The 15,469-nt window shown below is 59.1% G+C and carries 16 protein-coding genes; 7 read left to right on the forward strand and 9 right to left on the reverse strand.

The window, feature by feature from the left end; all coding sequences use genetic code 11:
• The first annotated feature begins 37 nt into the window (after window positions 1-37).
• The 3 genes from KGA98_RS21585 (at window position 38) to KGA98_RS21595 (ending at window position 1,531) form a co-directional block, all read left to right on the forward strand.
• Entirely contained in the window at window positions 38-409 is a 372-nt protein-coding gene (locus KGA98_RS21585; protein WP_007898702.1) for a YajD family HNH nuclease, read from the forward strand.
• A 193-nt stretch (window positions 410-602) separates the two neighbouring features.
• A complete protein-coding gene (locus KGA98_RS21590) occupies window positions 603-1,073 on the forward strand; it encodes an RNA methyltransferase (protein ID WP_007993783.1) in 471 nt (156 codons plus the stop codon).
• Window positions 1,074-1,153: 80 nt separating this feature from the next.
• Complete coding sequence (locus tag KGA98_RS21595) at window positions 1,154-1,531, forward strand: DUF2892 domain-containing protein (RefSeq protein ID WP_057716002.1); 378 nt, start codon at window positions 1,154-1,156, stop codon at window positions 1,529-1,531.
• Window positions 1,532-1,644: 113 nt separating this feature from the next.
• Here KGA98_RS21595 and KGA98_RS21600 read toward each other — a convergent pair whose 3' ends face one another.
• Window positions 1,645-2,874: a hypothetical protein gene (locus KGA98_RS21600; RefSeq protein ID WP_223503713.1), complete on the reverse strand. Its 1,230-nt coding sequence runs from the start codon at window positions 2,872-2,874 to the stop codon at window positions 1,645-1,647.
• A 35-nt stretch (window positions 2,875-2,909) separates the two neighbouring features.
• On the reverse strand, window positions 2,910-3,359 hold the full coding sequence (locus tag KGA98_RS21605) for a YcgN family cysteine cluster protein (RefSeq protein WP_008015986.1): 450 nt from the start codon (window positions 3,357-3,359) through the stop codon (window positions 2,910-2,912).
• A 164-nt stretch (window positions 3,360-3,523) separates the two neighbouring features.
• Between KGA98_RS21605 and KGA98_RS21610 the strand changes: the two genes are divergently transcribed.
• Window positions 3,524-4,117 carry a nitroreductase family protein gene (locus tag KGA98_RS21610; protein WP_057716004.1) on the forward strand — a complete coding sequence of 198 codons (594 nt, stop codon included), beginning with the start codon at window positions 3,524-3,526 and terminating at the stop codon, window positions 4,115-4,117.
• Window positions 4,118-4,241: 124 nt separating this feature from the next.
• On the opposite strand, the gene KGA98_RS21615 is transcribed toward KGA98_RS21610, so the two are convergent.
• From KGA98_RS21615 to KGA98_RS21635, 5 genes are all read right to left on the reverse strand, one after another.
• Window positions 4,242-5,174 (reverse strand): D-2-hydroxyacid dehydrogenase, encoded by a 933-nt coding sequence (locus tag KGA98_RS21615; protein ID WP_223503715.1) that lies wholly within the window; start codon window positions 5,172-5,174, stop codon window positions 4,242-4,244.
• A gap of 119 nt (window positions 5,175-5,293) precedes the next feature.
• Window positions 5,294-5,587, reverse strand: coding sequence for a YcgL domain-containing protein (locus KGA98_RS21620; protein ID WP_057716006.1), 294 nt, complete (start codon window positions 5,585-5,587; stop codon window positions 5,294-5,296).
• Window positions 5,584-6,717, reverse strand: a complete 1,134-nt coding sequence (gene rnd, locus KGA98_RS21625; RefSeq protein WP_150815305.1) for a ribonuclease D — start codon at window positions 6,715-6,717, stop codon at window positions 5,584-5,586. Before rnd ends, KGA98_RS21620 begins: the two co-directional genes overlap by 4 nt.
• Before the next feature lie 232 nt (window positions 6,718-6,949).
• A complete protein-coding gene (locus tag KGA98_RS21630; RefSeq protein WP_223503717.1) occupies window positions 6,950-8,599 on the reverse strand; it encodes a phosphoethanolamine transferase in 1,650 nt (549 codons plus the stop codon).
• Between the two features lie 190 nt (window positions 8,600-8,789).
• A complete protein-coding gene (locus KGA98_RS21635; protein WP_223503719.1) occupies window positions 8,790-10,172 on the reverse strand; it encodes a glutamine synthetase family protein in 1,383 nt (460 codons plus the stop codon).
• 498 nt (window positions 10,173-10,670) lie between these two features.
• On the opposite strand from KGA98_RS21635, the gene KGA98_RS21640 reads away from it, so the two are divergent.
• The 3 genes from KGA98_RS21640 (at window position 10,671) to KGA98_RS21650 (ending at window position 13,838) form a co-directional block, all read left to right on the forward strand.
• Complete coding sequence (locus KGA98_RS21640) at window positions 10,671-11,855, forward strand: cyanate transporter (protein WP_223503721.1); 1,185 nt, start codon at window positions 10,671-10,673, stop codon at window positions 11,853-11,855.
• A gap of 13 nt (window positions 11,856-11,868) precedes the next feature.
• Window positions 11,869-12,786, forward strand: coding sequence for a DMT family transporter (locus KGA98_RS21645; protein WP_223503723.1), 918 nt, complete (start codon window positions 11,869-11,871; stop codon window positions 12,784-12,786).
• A gap of 113 nt (window positions 12,787-12,899) precedes the next feature.
• A complete protein-coding gene (locus KGA98_RS21650; protein ID WP_223503725.1) occupies window positions 12,900-13,838 on the forward strand; it encodes a LysR family transcriptional regulator in 939 nt (312 codons plus the stop codon).
• Between the two features lie 3 nt (window positions 13,839-13,841).
• Here KGA98_RS21650 and KGA98_RS21655 read toward each other — a convergent pair whose 3' ends face one another.
• On the reverse strand, window positions 13,842-14,207 hold the full coding sequence (locus KGA98_RS21655) for a 5-carboxymethyl-2-hydroxymuconate Delta-isomerase (RefSeq protein WP_223503727.1): 366 nt from the start codon (window positions 14,205-14,207) through the stop codon (window positions 13,842-13,844).
• A gap of 58 nt (window positions 14,208-14,265) precedes the next feature.
• Window positions 14,266-15,192 carry a LysR substrate-binding domain-containing protein gene (locus KGA98_RS21660; RefSeq protein WP_150815309.1) on the reverse strand — a complete coding sequence of 309 codons (927 nt, stop codon included), beginning with the start codon at window positions 15,190-15,192 and terminating at the stop codon, window positions 14,266-14,268.
• Between the last annotated feature and the right edge of the window lie 277 nt (window positions 15,193-15,469).

The following is a 15,469-nucleotide window of genomic DNA, read 5'->3' on the forward strand; positions in this document are numbered from 1 at the left end:
CTATAACCGTCATTAGTCTTTCTACAAAGGTGAACCCATGAGTTCGTCCACCCCGACCAACACCTCGAAGCTGGATCGCATCCTCGCCGACAACCAGCGCGACAAGGAAATGGGCTACCGCGACAAGGCCCTGAAGATGTACCCGCACGTCTGTGGCCGCTGCGCCCGTGAGTTCTCCGGCAAGCGCCTGAGCGAACTGACCGTGCACCACCGCGACCACAACCACGACAACAACCCGCAGGACGGCTCGAACTGGGAGTTGTTGTGTCTGTACTGCCACGATAACGAACACTCGCGGTATACCGACCAGCAGTATTTCGACGAAGGCTCGCTGAGCACGCCGAAAATCGCCAAGGCCACGCACAATCCGTTTGCGGCGTTGGCGGGGTTGATGAAGAAAGAAGACTGAAGATTTTCAGCGCCTGATCCGGCCTCATCGCGAGCAAGCTCGCTCCTACAGTTGATTTTGTGAACGACACAGATCAAATGTGGGAGCGAGCTTGCTCGCGATGGCAATAGCCCTGCCACCGCCAATCTCCAAACTGACCGCTGCCGCCCAATCCCCGTATAATCCCGCTTTTTTCCCGAAAGGCACCCCGCTCGTGGCAGACAAACGGTACAGCTGCATTGGTTTGTATAACCCCAAATCACCGGAGAACGTCGGTTCGGTGATGCGCGCCGCTGGCTGTTATGGCGTGGCGTCGGTGTTCTACACCGGCAAGCGCTATGAGCGCGCCGCCGACTTCGTCACCGATACCAAGCGCGTGCACTACGACATCCCGCTGATCGGCATCGACGACCTGAAGAAAATTCTGCCCCTCAATTGTGTGCCCGTCGCCGTGGAACTGGTCGAGGGCGCCCGCCCGTTGCCGGAATACACCCACCCGGATCGCGCGCTCTACATCTTCGGCCCGGAAGACGGATCGCTGGATAAAGAGATTCGCGACTGGTGCGAAGACGTGGTCTACATTCCGACCACCGGTTGCATGAACCTGGCCGCCACGGTCAACGTCGTGCTCTACGACCGCATGTCCAAGGGGCTCAATACCCGCTCCGGACCAAAATTCCGCTGAATCGCCACACATCCGATTGAACGAGCTGCCCGCCCAGGCTGTCAGTTTGACTATCGATCACTGAAGCCTGGAGACAGACCATGAGCGAACTCAAACCCGTCGAGCGTATCGAATCCACCCCGTTCCAGAGCCCTTCCGAGCAAAACGTGCAGGGCTGGGAACGCATTGGCTCCCTGGCTGGCGGCGTGGTGATGGTGGGCAAGGGACTGCGGCGTGGCGGGATCTTTGGCCTGATCCAGGTGGCCATCGGCGGCGTGGCCCTGGCGCGTGGAATTACCGGCCACAGCTCGGCGAAAAGCCTGCTGGAGAAAAGCCGTCAGGACATGAACAACGTGCGGGCGAAAATTCAGCGGGCGGGTGAAGAGTTGAAGACGCTGAAGGCCAATGCCGAGGCGGCGACCAAAACCGCAACCGTTACCGGCAATGATTCCTTGAAGTCGCCGAAAGCCGGGGTTTGATCCTGGATTTGCGCTGAAGCAACTGGCCTCTTCGCGAGCAAGCCCGCTCCCACATTGGTTTTGTGCCTGGCACAGATCAAATGTGGGAGCGGGCTTGCTCGCGAATGGCGGTGTTACTGAATCAACTCGGTACTGAGCACTTTTGAAGAACCACCGATCACGCTCTCGCTGAGCTGAACAAACCCCTGGGTATCGATCTCCCCCAGCCGCATCGCCTCGCGCAACACATCATCCAGCGAACGCTTGTTGTGGGTTTTCAGGCGAATCTCGCGGTCCAGTTCCTGCAGCAACACCACCGCCCTGGCCACCTGCGTCGAGCTGATCCGCTCACCGCGCAGCGTGGTGACTTTCTGGCTGATCTTGACCAATTTGCGATGCAGGCTCTCGTAGCGCTCATCGCTCATGCCGCCAGCCCGACGCACCAGTTCGATGGCGTAATACTCAGCAAAGCCCTCACTGATCCAGTCACTGCGCCTGGTGCCTTTGACGCGCCCGAACACCTGGGCCAACTCACGGACCAAGGCACTGGTGCCGCTTTCGCTGACCACCGGCAGACGACTGTTGAGGTAGATCGACTCGTGCGCCGACTGGCTGCCGCGCCACATTGGATCATTGGCCCCGACGATCAGCAGTTTGCCCGGGTGTCGCGGATACAGCGCCTGCACTTGCGGCCAGACGAAGGTCAGCAGCGTCAGCACATCCATACGGCGCATGCCCTGCCCCAGCGGCGAGGCGACTGTGACTTCGGTCTCGCCCAGACGAGTGCGGCGACTGCCGAGCTCACCTGCGAGCATCCAGCCGGTAGGCCGGTCGAACAGTCGGGAAGGGTTATCGATACGGAATTTATTCGGGCCGATTCGCGGCCAAGCGGTTTCAACGCTTTTCCAGCCACCGGGCAGCTCGAACTCAAGACGTGAAACCAGTTCGATGCCGTCCTGTTGATCGAGTCTGGCAGCCGGCACCAGATTGTCGCCGCGCATCAACGCCCAGCTTGGCGTCATGCGCGTGTCAAAGCTGCCGCTCTTGCGCCCGTGGCTGATACTCACGCGGTAGGTCAGGCTGGCCTTGTCCGCAGCCGGACGCCAGACACCGCGCGCCGCTTTGCCGGGGGTCAATTGCCATTGGCCGTCAGCCTTGAAATCGCTGTAATGGCTGCCGTCGCCAAGATCGAAATCCAGGCTGCGTACCGCCGAGCCCTGGGCGAGCGTCAGGCGCACTTCGGCCTGATCGCTCTGCGGCAACAGGCGCACGTGGTAATCCAGATTGACCTTGTTCGCAGCCCATGTCGGCGAATTCACGGCCAGTAATCCAAGGATCCACGCCTGCCGCCATCCCACAGCCATACACACTCCTTCGTGAAACGTTGAACCTCAGGCAATCAGCCTGCGCGGAAAATCAGATGATCTTCCCAATCATCTTCCGGCACGCTGCCTTCGGCGAGCATGCGCCCGGACTGGGAAATCCGCTCGTGATGAACGGCATCGCGATCACCGCACACCAGGTGATGCCACAACGGCAGGTCCTTGCCTTCGCTGACCAGGCGATAACCGCAGGTCGGTGGCAGCCATTTGAATTCGTCGGCCTTGCCCGGCGTGAGCTGGATACAGTCCGGCACCGAGTCACGGCGGTTGGGATAGTCCGTGCACTGGCAGGTTTTCAGGTCCAGCAACTTGCAGGCGATGCGCGTGTAATAGACGCTGTTGTCGTCTTCGTCTTCAAGCTTTTGCAGGCAGCACAATCCACAACCGTCGCACAGCGACTCCCATTCCTCTTGATCGAGTTGATCAAGGGTCTTGCGTATCCAGAACGGTTCTACTTTGGCGGCCATGGTTCGAGTATCGACATCAGGTGGTGAAAAGGCCGCCAGTCTAGTGCCCGCAGCTCCGCGGGCCAAGCATTGGCGACTGTCGGTACACCGGGCTTGTCAGTTTTCGCGCTGCCAAGTAGGGTTTTGTGTTGCTCCCACTTTCAAACGTAGCCAGGAATCTCTTGATGAGTGCCAACCCACGCGTTGCCGATTACGCCATTCACCCTCAGTTCACCGATCGCTGGTCGCCCCGCGCCTTCACTGGCGAAACGATTCCGGAGGAAACCCTGCTGAGCTTCTTCGAAGCCGCCCGCTGGGCACCCTCGGCCTACAACTCGCAACCCTGGCGCTTTCTCTACGCTCGTCGCGACACGCCGAACTGGGAGCGTTACCTGGGCCTGCTGAACGAATTCAACCGCAGCTGGGCGCAACATGCTTCGGCCCTGGTGATCGTGATTTCGAAAACCACCTTCGCCGTGCCTGGCGCCGCCGAAGAAACCCCGGCCCTGTGGCACACCTTCGACACCGGTTCCGCCTGGGGCCACCTGGCCTTGCAAGCGAGCCTGAGCGGCTGGCACACCCACGGCATGGCCGGCTTCGACCAGGAGCTGACCCGCAAGGCGCTGAACATTCCTGAAGGCTACGCCCTGCACGCCGCCGTCGCGGTGGGCAAGCTGGGGGACAAGGCGAGCCTGGCGGATTATCTGCAAGCCCGTGAAGAACCCAGCCCGCGTCGTCCGTTGAGCGAGTTGGCGGCTGAAGGTGACTTCACCCTCTAAGCCACACTGCAAAACCAATGTGGGAGCGGGCTTGCTCGCGAAGAGGCCGTGTCAGACAAAGATATGTTGAATGACACAACGCTTTCGCGAGCAAGCCCGCTCCCACATTTTTGATTGCGGCGAATCAATACCCGCGATCGAAATCCACTTCCCCGCGCAACGCCTCTCCCGCCTCATAAGCCCGCAGGTTCTCGACAAACAGCTTCACCATCATCGAAGGCGAAGTCGGGGCCGAGCTGTGGCCGGTCAGCAGCAGGCCCCAGGCCGTCCAGAACGGATGACGCTGGGGCAAGGGTTCCTGACGGCACACATCGATCACTGCACCCGCCAGATGCCCTTCCTTCAAGGCATCCACCAGATCCGCATCAACCACCGCCACTCCGCGCCCGGCGTTGATGAACAACCCGGTCGGCTTGAATTGCTTGAACAGCGCCGCGTCGTAGACATCGTGGGTGTCCGGCGTGTTCGGCAGCAGATTGACCACGTAATCGACTTCACCGACCAGCCGCGGCAAATCCGCCATCGAACCGACTTCGATAAACGGTGCCTGCTCCCGTGCGCTGCTGGCAACGCCATACAGTTCGACGCCAAACGGCACGAGGAACTGCGCGACACTTTGACCGATATCACCGGTGCCGACGATCAACACCCTGCGCCCCGCCAGGCTCTGGATTTGGCGACTGTCCCACTTGCGCTCGACCTGGCTGACCAGTCGCGCCAGCACTTCACGCTCGTGACCGAGCATGTACGTGAGCACGTACTCGGCCATGACCTGGCCAAAGATTCCGACTGCACGGGTCAGCCGATAGTGCCGCGGCAAGCCATCGGCCAGCAGCGGCGTGATGCCGGCCCAGGTCGATTGCAGCCATTGCGGTTGATGACCCTGGCGTAACAGGGTCGCCAGCAAATCAGGCTGGCCGAGCCACACCGGGCAATCGGCGGCCTGGCTGGCCAGTTCGGCGGAATCACCGCTGGTCAGCACCTCCAGGTCCGGTGCCGCCTCGCGCAACAGTTGGGCGTACACGGGGTGGTCGTGTTCAGCAATCAGGACGCGCATGCTTCAAACCTTTCAAAAACAGTGCAGACGGCCGCCGACAGAGCAGTGCTCCGTCGATGCTGCCATCGCTAAAATCAATCAGTGTTTCATAACCACTCTGAACAGAGTCTGTCTGCCGCTCACATCGGATCGTTGCGACGCAACAATTCTTCCGGCAAGTGCTCGATGTACTCGTCTTCGGCAGGCGGCATTTGCAGGTGATAACCCTGTTTCTCGAGGTTCTCCAGCACGACCGTGATGTCCTCGCGCGACAGCTTGCGCTCGGGGCTCAGCACCAGGTCGAACGCGTGGATGGCCTTGCCGAAGGCTGCCATCAGGGTATCCGGCACGCGCTCCAGAGCATCGCTCTTGAGCACATACAGGTACATTTCGTTTCTTTTCGAGCTGCGGTAGATGGAGCAAATACGTTTCAAGGCTGTTCTCCGGCGGTGGCCAGGCTGTCGAGCAGCGCCTGGCCCATCAATTCGCGGCGCCAGCCACGCAGCGAATCAGGCAATTGGTAGGGACCATTGGGGAAGCCGCTCTTGAGCAGCGCTTCCAGGGTTTTCTTGCGCAGCATCAGTTCCGGCGCGATGTTCAGGCGCTCGGCTTCGGCCTGGCCTATGGCCTTCATTTGTTTGAGCAGCGCAGCAGCATCCACCGGCAACGGCTCCGGCACGGCTGACGGCCACTGATCAGGCGACACACTGCCAGAGCGCTTGATCAGATCAAGCAGAAACTCGCCGTCCTGACGCACGGTACGTGGGTGCATGTCTTCGATTTTCGCCAGGGCGCCGAGGTTATCGGGCTGCGTTCGCGCCAGCGGCCACAACGAATGCTCGCGGATGATCCGGTTGCGCGGCAGGTCGCGCGCCCGGGCTTCCTTTTCACGCCAGGCGCAGAGCTCACGCAAAACGGCGAGTTGGGCGCGAGACAGCTTCCAGGCCAGCTTGGCATCGCGATAGACCTCGTACGGGTCGATCTCGCGGCGCAGGTTGGCCACCAGTTCGGCGCCATCTTCCAGGACCCAGGCGTATTTCTCGTCGGAAAGCTTTGGACGCAGTTTTACGAAAACTTCAGCCAAATGCACGGCATCTTCGGCGGCATAGCTGATCTGGGTTTCGGAAAGCGGGCGTTGCAGCCAGTCGGAACGGGTTTCCCCCTTGGGCAGGTCGATGCCGAGCACTTCCTGCACCAGCCTCGAATAACCCATGGAAAAACCAAGGTTCAGATAAGCGGCAGCCAGTTGCGTATCGAACAGCGGCGCTGGCAGGCTGCCGGTCAGGCGTAGCAGGACTTCGAGGTCTTCGCTGCACGCGTGGACAACTTTGACCACCGCAGGGTTTTCCAGCAAAGCGGCCAATGGCTGCCAGTTGTCGATGGTCAGCGGGTCGATCAGATAGGCGCGAACGCCATCACCGATCTGCAGCAGGCCGGCGATTGGGTAGAAGGTGTCGACCCGCATGAATTCGGTGTCGAGGGCAACGAATGGCAACTGTTGCCACTCGGCACACAACCGTCCGAGGCTATCGTTGTCGCGAATCCAGTGAATATCGATGGCCACACGGCTCTCCCTTGAAGAATGGCGCGCAGTATATATCGCCCCCGGCGATTTCCGCGCATCCACTGAACAAGAGCATTAGCGAAAATTACTGCGTGACATAAAGAATAGTCCTACAAAGCCAAGCTAGCTGGTCTTACCCAGCACCTGGAACCGTCGCGAGAATCACCGTGTTCGGCCAACACCGGTCAAAAACCAGGTCGGTGGCCGCTGCGTGAAACAGAGTCAGAGGCGATCATTCCTTGGCCAACACGCCGTCTGTCACTGGACCACGACATCCGGCAAACATGTCCAGATCCTGGTGGTAGACCTTGCTGTCGACCTCCAGCAGCCCAAGCATCGAATGGAACAGGTTGTCCTGGCTGAGGGACTTTTCACGGCTTTGTTGCAAGCAGCGGGTATCTAGCGCAAACGACTTTTTATAGCTGTCGGAGAACCAGGCAAACATGGCGACATGCTTTTGTTGCTCCGGTGCCAGCATGTAGGGCGTGCCGTGGAGGAACAAGTTGTATTCACCCAGGGACTCGCCGTGATCCGACAGATACAGCATCGCGGTATCCACTTTGTCCTGGTTGCTGCGCAGCAGATCGATCAAGGTCGACAGTACATGGTCGGTATAGACCAGGGTGTTGTCGTAGCCATTGACGATACTTTCGCGGCTGCAATTGTTCAGGGCATTACTCTCGCAAACCGGAGTGAAGCGCTCGAACTCTTTCGGATAACGCTTGAAGTACTCAGGACCGTGGCTGCCCATCTGGTGCAATACCAATACCGTGTCCTTGTCCAGGGTATCGATGAAATGCTGCAGCCCTTGCAGCAGGATTTCATCGCGGCATTCACTGTTGGCGCACAGCGCCGGGTCCTTCAGATTGCTGACGTCCTGAAGGGTGACGCGATCGCACGTACTTTTGCAGCCTGACTGGTTGTCACGCCAGATCACGTCGATACCCGCATGCTTGAGCACGTCCAACAGGCCTTCTTCGTTCTTTGCCTTGCTGGCGTTGTAGTCCTTGCGCCCCATGTTGGAGAACATGCAAGGCACCGATACGGCGGTTTCAGTACCGCAGGAGTGCACATCGGTGAAAGCGATCAGGCCGTCTTCCTTACTCAGCTTCGGAGTGGTGTCGCGGCTATAGCCAAGAATGCCGAAGTTCTCCGCCCGGGCACTTTCACCCACGACAAGTACCGTCAGTGATTTGCGCCCGTGAGTTTGCCAGGCTGGATTGCGCCGGGCATCTTCACCGAGCTTCACAAAAGGTTGATGTGCAGACGCAACCTGCTCGCGCAAGAAGCCAGCCGAGGCACCAATGTAGTTACTTGGCACCACCATCAGGCGTAACTCGTGGTGATTGCGAAACAGCGAAGACAGGCCTTGATAGTTGACCAGTGCAACTCCACCAATGACTGCTGCCGAGGCAAAAGTCACCACAATTTTACTGAGCAGTTCACGGTGCCAACGACGATAATTAATCGGTGTCTTCCACAACAGCCAGGACGGCAAAACGCCGAGCAGTAAAATATAAACAAACAACTTGAGCGACAGTAAGTCACGCACTTCCGTTGCATTGGTCTCGGCGAAGTTACGCAGCATGCCGGTATCGATCAACACACCATACTGGCTCATGAAATACACCACGCCCGCGCTGGTCATGAACAGCAGGGTCAGGAGCGGCTTGAGCACCGGCCGGAATGCCAGCAGGGTCAGCACAATGTTGAAGGCCGCGAAGATCATCACCCCGAAGGCCGCGCGCATGACGATGCCTTTGCCATCGGATGCGGTGATTTCGAACAGGTGTTGCCAAAGTACGTAATTGAAGCCAACTAACAAAAACGTGCTGGCAATCAGTGTCACCCATTCAGGGCGCACGGCTTTAATCTTAAGCATGATATTTGGCGGATCCTGAAAGTAAGTATCTCCGGCAAATGTGAAAATTTCATTTACCGAGACAGCTGTAATTTTAGGTAGCCAACAATCAATTTTTTGTGAAAAATAAGCCAACAATTAGTTGGCTTATTAAGTCCACCTGACACTTTCAGACTATTTGAGAATGGTTCAGCCCCGATTCAGATTCGACTCAAGCCTGATGCAAGTACCAGCGCCAGTCCTGTTCACCGACCGCCCCCATGAATTGACGATACTCAGCGCGTTTTACCGCCAGGTAGACGCCGAGGAATTCACCGCCGAAGGCTTCCCTGGCCCAACTCGAACCTTCCAGTGATCGCAAGGTGGTCAGCCAGTCTGTCGGCAACAGTTTCGTGGCCTGGGCGTAGCCATTGCCTTCCACCGGCGCACCAGGATCGAGTTGTTCGCAGATACCGCGATGAATACCGGCCAGAATCGCCGCAGCCGCCAGATAGGGATTGGCATCTGCGCCACAAATTCGATGCTCGATGTGCCGGGAATACGCAGGCCCACCTGGGACACGCAAACTCACCGTGCGATTGTCTACGCCCCAGGTGGCCGCCAGGGGCGCATAGCTGTTGGCCTGGAATCGCCGGTAGGAGTTGGCGTTGGGGCAGAACAGCAACAGCGAATCGAGCAAGGTACTGAGCATGCCGGCGACGGCCTGCTTGAGCAGCGGCGTTCCATCCGCAGCTTCGCTGGCGAAGAGGTTGTTGCCGTCCTTGTCCGCCAGGCTCACGTGCATGTGCATCCCGGTGCCAGCGAGGTCATCGAAAGGCTTGGCCATGAAACAGGCTGTCATGCCGTGCTTGTGCGCCACGCCTTTGACCAGACGCTTGTAGCGCACCGCTTCATCCATCGCCTGTAGTGCGTCGGTGCGGTGTTCGAGGGTGATCTCCACTTGCCCCGGCGCGTATTCGGAAATGGCCGTGCGCGCCGGAATCCCCTGGAGTTTGCAGGCACTGTAGAGATCGGCCAGGAACGGCTCGATCTGTTCAAGCTCGCGTAAACCATAGACCTGGGTGCCGTACGGACGCCCGCCATCGACATCCCGTGCCGGTTGCGGTCGGCCATTGCTGTCGCGTTGCTGATCCAGCAGGTAGAACTCCAATTCCGCCGCCATGACCGGGTAATAACCGTCTGCCTGCAAACCCTCGATGACCTTCGCCAGCAAATGACGGGGATCGGCAATAGTGGCGGGCATTCCCTCCGTTGGGTGCATGCTGACCTGCACGGCCGCGGTCGGTATCAGACGCCACGGCATACGCGTGAGGCTGCCGCTGATCGGGTAGGCCCGGCAGTCGATATCACCGACATCCCAGACCAGCCCGGAGTTTTCCACGTCATCACCGTTGATGGTCAGGCCGAGGATGGTGCTCGGCAATGGTCGCCCGCTTTCATACACCGCCAGCAACTCGTCACGATGCAGCAACTTGCCCCGCGGCACACCGTTGTTGTCGAGGATGAACAGCTCGAACATTTCAATATCCGGGTTCTGCTCCAGAAAGGTCAGGGCTTCTTGCCGGGTGGCAAACGAGGTCGTGGCACAACTCATGGGAACTCTCTTTTTCCGTGTCAGACGGGTACGCAAAAGCACCCGCACTTTAATCCCGCCATCAAGCGGAACAGGTAGGAACAATCAGCGGAAAAAGCAGGAATCCGGCGGGCGCGCATGGCGGCAATGCCACAGCGCCCAAAAAGCCAGTTCAGAAGGAAGTGCAGAGAGGTTTGGCGCGGTGGCAGGCGTGAATCGACGACCAAGGCTCGACGCTCGAACGCCGTTGGATGCCTTGCAGTGGATTGCGACTGGCCAACCGTCCATAGAGAGAACCGCAGAAAACAGATGACCCGCAGCGTCACACGATGGCTTAAGTCGTTAAATCAGGATTTGAAGAACCTTGGATGTCGTCTGGCTAAACATTTGGCGGTTTTGTGCTGCCTTCTGTGGGGAGAAGGCCTGTATTTGATTTCTAAATACCACCCCGGACTTTCTGATTTGCGCCCTTCGGGCCTCGCGCGCCTTAATCGCCCGCCTATTCATCAAGGTCCGATCATGGAAAACACCCGAGCCACTTCCCGCCCTGCCCTCTGGCTCATGTTCAGCATTGTCCTGGTTGCCCTGAACCTGCGCCCTTCCATGGCCGCTGTCGGGCCGCTGCTCTCAGCGATTCGCGACGACATTGCGCTGAGCTTCAGCCAGGCTTCACTGCTGACAATGTTGCCGGTGACGGCCATGGGGCTGGCGATGTTTGTCGGCCTGCGCGTCAGTCAGCGATTCGGCGATCAACGCACGGTAGTCTTCTCGTTGCTGATCATCGGCGTGGCCACGCTTTCGCGGTTGTTCCTTGATTCAGCCGCGCAGTTGCTCCACAGCGCGGTGCTGGCCGGTGTCGGGATCGCCCTGATCCAGGCCCTGATGCCAGCGTTGATCAAATCCCGCTTCAGCGACCACGTAGCCCTGTGCATGGGGCTCTACGTCACATCGATCATGGGCGGTGCGGCCATGGGTGCCTCCTTTGCGCCGCTGGTGATGGAGCGTACCGGCAGCTGGCGTATGGGCCTGGCGATCTGGGCCGTTCTCGCCGTGCTGGCATTGCTCTTCTGGCGCAGCCAAAGCGCGGGGATGCCAACACTGGATTCGAGGGCATCCGGCAAAGGTTCGTACTTTGCCAATTCCCGCGCGTGGTTACTCGCGATTTTCTTTGGCTTGGGCACTGCGTCCTACACCTGTGTTCTGGCCTGGCTGGCGCCTTACTACGTAGAAAAGGGTTGGAGCGAGCAGCACGCCGGATTGCTGCTCGGTTTTCTGACCGCCATGGAAGTGCTGTCGGGTCTGTTGACGCCCGTCATCGCCAACCGCAGCCGCGACCGCCGCGTCGTGCTGATGGTATTGCTGACACTGATCATCGCCGGTTTCTGCGGATTGATTCTGAGCCCAAGGCATTTGAGCCTGCTGTGGCCATGCCTGCTGGGGCTGGGCATTGGCGGCCTGTTCCCGATGAGCCTGATCGTATCGCTGGATCACCTGGATAATCCATTGCGTGCTGGCGGCCTGACCGCATTCGTACAAGGCATCGGCTACTTGATCGCCGGCCTGTCGCCGCTGCTGGCGGGGATCATCCGCGACCAGCTCGGCAGCTTTGAATGGGCCTGGTGGTCGCTCACGGCGGTCATGGCACTGATGATGCTGATGGTTTTGCGCTTCAACCCAAGGCACTACGCCCGCCACATCCATTGACCCGGAGCCTGCCATGAAAACCACCGTTTTCGCCGTCGCTCACGCCAGCATGCTGCTTTGGGCCTTGTTGATCGCCGCATCGTTTTCCGCGGCGGCGCAAGTCAGCCAGGCCATCGACCCGATCCTGCTGACGGGTTTACGCCTGCTGTTTTGCGCTTTGGTGTTTCTGCCGTTGTTGCTGCTCAAAGGCGATGCCGTCATGACCGCCCGCGCACTGTTTGGTCACGCGGTGCTCGGCCTGCTGCTGGCGCTGTACTTCGGTTCGCTGTTCGAAGCGTTGCGCTACACCTCGGCCGTCAACACCGGGACGATGTTCACGCTGGTGCCACTGATGACCCTGGGTTTCGAAGCCGTGCTCACACCTGACAGCCGTCTGAAACAACGGATTATGCCGATGCTGCTCGCCGCTGCCGGGGCGGTGTTGTTGATCATGAAAGGCACCGGCCCCGGCGAGTTGCCATCGCCCTATGCATTGACGGTGTACGGCATCGGTTGCTTGGCGATGGCGCTCTACGCCCCCCTCAGCCAGCGCCTGAAAGACAATAGCCTCAAGGGACGCGAACCGGTGCCCATGACGTTCTGGAACATGTTGTTCGGTGCGCTGTTTCTGCTGGTGTTCTGTGGATTGAGTGGCGGTTGGCGTTCGGCATCATTACTAACGCTCAACGACTTCTATTGGCTGATGTACCTGGCAGTGTTCGCCACCCTGGCGACGTTCTGGCTGCTGCACCGGGCCATCGGCGTGATCGCGCCGTCCTCGGTGATTTCCTACATCTACCTGAGCACGCTGTTCATCACCTTGTTCCACTGGCTATGGGGACACCAGACGCCGCTGCCGCTGGAAATGACCGGCGCGGTGCTGGTGGGCCTCGGCATGTTCGCGCTATTGATGTCCAGCCGCCGCGCCGTGTCGGCGATGGTCCAGGGCTGACACGGCCTTGGGCGAAACGTCCTGCAAGGCATTCTCCCTGCTCGCCCATTCCGCTAGGATAATTCACCACCCTTGCACACGGTCAGCGCAAGGGACGCAGCGAGATGGAATGGATGCTGAACAGTAATTCGCTTAGAAAGCTCGACATGCAGGACCTCATGGTGTTCGTCGCCGTGTATGAGCAGAACAGCGTCACCGACGTATCCGAGACGCTTTGCGTCAGCCAGTCCACCGTGAGTTACTGCCTGAAAAAACTGCGCACCAGTTTCGAGGACGAACTGTTCATCAATACTCGCACCGGCGGCATGCAGCCCACCGGCAAGGCCAGCGCGATGTACCCTCACGTGCTGAAAATCCTCGAAAGCATCAACCTGTGTCACGCCGGCTTACCCACGTTCGACCCAGGCCTGCAACCCGTGACCTTCAACATCTGCGCCCCGGAATATTTCGAGCAACTGATCCTGCCGCGCTTGTTGAAAACCTTCGACCTCGCCGATCTTCCGGTGATGGTCAATGTGTTCAAACTCCAGGCCGATATCCCTGCCCAAGCGTTGCGCGAAGGCAGCCTCGACCTGGTGATGTGCTTCGGCCCGAACTTTCATCGCAGTCACGTCGATTTCAAATCGCAGACGCTGCTCGAAGATGACCTGGTGTGTGTTTTCGACAAACGCGCCACGCCGGCAGAACCACGCTTGAGCCTGCAAACCTATGTCGAACGTCGACACGTGTTCCCGACACCCTGGACGTCCGCCACCAACATGGTCGACGGCTGGCTAGCGCAGCAGGCACAACAGCGCCAGATCGTCGCACGCGCCAACAGCTACAGCGCAGCGTTGAAGCTGATTACCGGCACCGACTATGCCCTGACCCTGCCCCGACGCATTCAGCGACTGCTGGCCAGTGCAGACACCTTCAATCACTGTGAAGCGCCCGAAGGCTTGCCGGGTTTTACCCTCGACATGCAGTGGGACCAGGCTGTTGATCAGGACAGCGCCAACACCTGGCTGCGAGCGCAAGTGATCCAGGCCTGCTTCGAGCAGGAAACGGCCTGATGCTCAGTTGCTGATGGCGGTCTTGCTGTAGGAATCGCGATCGATGTCGAGAATTTCCACGCACAACTGGACTTCAACGCCGCTCGGCCACTCACACACGTCCTGCACCACCGCCAGCAGGCTTTCAGACAGCTGTTTCTTGATCTGTGCGGAACGACCACTCAACAGTGCCAGTTTCACATGCACGAACGCCCGTTCAGCCAATGCGGTACCGACCTTGAACGTCTCGACCCTGATCGCGCGGCTCTTGATGTCGAATTCGGCAGCAAACTGACCGGAAGCCACCAGCGTATTGTTCAACCGCATCAATGCCACTTCGGCATTCAGATCAGTCAGGTTGGCGGTGTATTCCATGTGCAGGTGAGGCATGAGTGGGTTCCTGTAAGTGGGGTGGAAGGGTCGTACATATAACACAGCGCCACCCTGTTCATTCGGGCAGCGGCAATACGGCACGCTCACTCATGAACGCCTCCAGGCGCGAACGTAACCAGCGCTCGGCAGGGTCGCTATCGACATGGCTGAGCCAGACCATGGATAGATCCAGGGTCGGTGTCTTGAAGGGAAAGGGTTCCTTGAACAGCATTCCCGATGCAGCCATCGCCTCAGCGGTGTAGTCCGGCAGGCTGGCAATCAGGTCGGTGCCGGCAAGCAGGGCCGGCAATGCACTGTACTGCGGCACCGAAAGCACCACCTGGCGTGTGCGACCGATATCCGCCAGCCACTCGTCGGCATAGCCACTGACGTTGGCGGTATGGGACACCAGCACGTGCGGTCGCGCGCAATATTCATCGAGGGTCAGCGGTGTATCAGAGGCATCGGCGCGCAAAATGCTGGGCTGGATGTGTCGCAACAACTTGCGCTTGGCATTGGCCGGCAAGCCACGGGTCTGGCTGATACCTACCGTGATATCGCCGGCTGCCAGCAAGTCGGGAATCCGCCAGTAATCGACATGCTGCACCACAAACACCACGTTGGGCGCTTCCTGGCGCAGCGCTCGCAACAATGGCGGCAACAGCCCGAACTCCACATCGTCGGACAACCCGATGCGGAACGACATCGTACTGCTGGCCGGGTCGAAATCATGGGTCAGGCTCAAGGCCACGGACAAGGAATCCAGCGCCGGCGACAGGTGCCTGATGATCTCCTCGGCCCGTGCCGTCGGCTCCATGCGATGGCCAACGCGTATGAACAGCGGATCATTGAACATCGCACGCAAGCGGTTGAGCGCCGAACTGATGGTCGGCTGACCGAGAAACAGCTTCTCCGCCACCCGAGTGACATTGCGTTCGAGCATCAGCGTTTCGAATACCACCATCAGGTTGATATCCGCCTTGCGAAGTTCATTGCGATTCATCCACTGCCCCGATCCCAAAAATCTGCTGACAGTTTAGGTAGCTGGTGCGACTGCCGTCTATCCAACACAGGTCCAACAGTCTGACGCAGGCTGTCAGGGGATATTTCGCACTGAAGCCCATCGCGAGCAAGCTCGCGCCTACAGGAGCGCCAAAAACAAAACCCCTACCTGCATACGCAGATAGGGGTTTCGGAATTTAATCTTGACGATGACCTACTCTCACATGGGGAAACCCCACACTACCATCGGCGATGCATCGTTTCACTGCTGAGTTCGG

It is taken from the genome of Pseudomonas sp. BF-R-24 (assembly GCF_019947335.1).
In the GTDB taxonomy this organism is placed as follows: Bacteria; Pseudomonadota; Gammaproteobacteria; order Pseudomonadales; family Pseudomonadaceae; genus Aquipseudomonas; species Aquipseudomonas jessenii.